The following is a 2,107-nucleotide window of genomic DNA, read 5'->3' as shown; positions in this document are numbered from 1 at the left end:
CGAGCAACAGGCCGCCAGCCTGGAAGAGACCGCCGCGGCGCTGGACGAGATCACCGCCACCGTCCGCCGCGCCTCGCAGGGCGCCAACGACGCGGCCCGCGTGGTCGGCTCGACCCGCGAGGACGCCGAGCGCTCGGGCGAGGTCGTGCGCGGCGCCGTCGCGGCCATGACCGGCATCGAGCAATCCTCGCAGCAGATCGGCCAGATCATCGGGGTGATCGACGAGATCGCCTTCCAGACCAACCTGCTGGCCCTGAACGCCGGCGTCGAAGCCGCCCGGGCCGGCGACGCGGGCCGCGGTTTCGCCGTCGTCGCCCAGGAAGTCCGGGCGCTGGCCCAGCGTTCGGCCGAAGCCGCCAAGGAGATCAAGACCCTGATCTCGACCTCGGCCGGCCAGGTGGGCCAGGGCGTCAAGCTGGTCGGTCAGACCGGCGAGGCTCTCGAAGGCATCGTGTGCAAGGTGGGCGAGATCGACGCCCTGGTGAAGGAGCTGGCCGCCTCGGCGGGCGAGCAGGCCACCGGCCTCAACGAGGTCAACGCCGCGGTCAACCAGATGGACCACGGCGTGCAGCAGAACGCGGCCATGATCGAACAGGCCACCGCCGTCAGCCATTCGCTCAAGACCGAGATCGGTGGCTTGGTGCAGATGATGAGCCGCTTCCAGGTCAGCGGCGGCCACGCCGGCGCCGCGCCGATGCGTCGGGCGAGCTAAGCAATGGCTCGCCGGCTGGCCGGGGCGCGTTGGATCGCGGTTTCGATCTGGTGCGGCCTGGTCCTGCTGCTGATCGGCATCGGCGTGTTCGTGCTGAACGAACCGGCGCCGGTCTAGTCGTCTGTTTGCATTGACTTCCCCGCCGCCCTCCTGTCGATACGCCCCTCAATAGAGAGGGCTTGAGCCTTGGAAGACTTCGACGTCGTGGTGCTGGGCGCCGGCGCGGCCGGCATGATGTGCGCCATCGAGGCGGGCAAGCGCGGTCGCTCGGTGCTGATCGTCGACCACGCCAAGGCCCCCGGCGAGAAGATCCGCATCAGCGGCGGCGGCCGCTGCAACTTCACCAACGTCAACACGGCGCCGGCCAACTTCCTGTCGGCCAATCCGAAGTTCTGCGTCTCGGCCCTGCGCCGCTATCGGCCGACCGACTTCATCGCCCTGGTCCAGAAATACGGCATCGCCTTCCATGAGAAGGCTCTGGGCCAGCTGTTCTGCGACGGCTCGGCCAAGCAGGTCATCGACATGCTGCTGACCGAGATGGACAAGGCCGGCGTCAAGCTGCGCCTGGAAGCCGAGATCAAGAGCGTGGCCAAGGACGGCGAGGGCTGGCGCGTCAGCTTCGCTCACGGCCCGGTGACCTGCCGCTCGGTCGTGGTCGCCACCGGCGGCAAGTCGATCCCCAAGATGGGCGCCACGGGCCTGGGCTACGACATCGCCCAGCAGTTCGGCCTGAACATCGTCGAGACCCGGCCGGCCCTGGTGCCGCTGACCTTCGAGGTGAAGACCCTGGAGCGCCTGGCCCCGCTGTCGGGCGTGGCCCTGGACACCGTGGTGGCCAGCGGCAAGACGAAATTCGCCGAGGCCATGCTGTTCACCCATCGCGGCCTGTCGGGTCCGTCGATCCTGCAGATCTCGTCCTACTGGCGCGAGGGCGGCGAGATCAGCGTCGACATGGCGCCGGGCGTCGACGTGTTCGCCACGCTGAAGACCGCGCGGACCGCCACGCCCAAGCGGGCGCTGGCGACCATCCTCGCGGAGATTCTGCCCAAGCGCCTGGCCCAACTGATCGCCGAGGACGCCGGGGCCTACGGCAACATCGCCGACTGCTCGGACGTGCTGCTGCGCGGCGTGGCCGCGACGGTCAACGCCTGGACGTTCAAGCCGGTGGGTTCGGAAGGCTATCGCACGGCCGAAGTGACGCTGGGCGGGGTCGACACCGACGGTCTGGACTCGCGCACCCTGGAGGCCAAGGCCGTTCCGGGGCTGTACTTCATCGGCGAGGTGGTGGACGTCACCGGCTGGCTGGGCGGGTATAACTTCCAGTGGGCCTGGGCGTCGGGCTGGTGCGCGGGGCAGGCGGTTTAGGGGGCGACCGGACTTGCCCCCACCTGACCG

Annotated in this window: 2 protein-coding genes; both read left to right on the top strand. The window is 69.4% G+C overall.

Going from position 1 to position 2,107, the window contains the following annotated elements:
* The coding region (locus tag AC1DZ6_RS24030; protein WP_477099619.1) for a methyl-accepting chemotaxis protein at nucleotides 1–712 on the top strand (712 nt) is incomplete at its 5' end.
* A gap of 186 nt (nucleotides 713–898) precedes the next feature.
* Complete coding sequence (locus AC1DZ6_RS24025) at nucleotides 899–2,077, top strand: BaiN/RdsA family NAD(P)/FAD-dependent oxidoreductase (RefSeq protein ID WP_477099618.1); 1,179 nt, start codon at nucleotides 899–901, stop codon at nucleotides 2,075–2,077.
* Nucleotides 2,078–2,107 lie beyond the last annotated feature (30 nt).

It is taken from the genome of Caulobacter sp. P1_B12_2 (assembly GCF_056406675.1).
The sequence above is the reverse complement of the archived record's forward strand: the minus strand, read 5'-3'. Positions and strand labels throughout refer to the sequence as shown.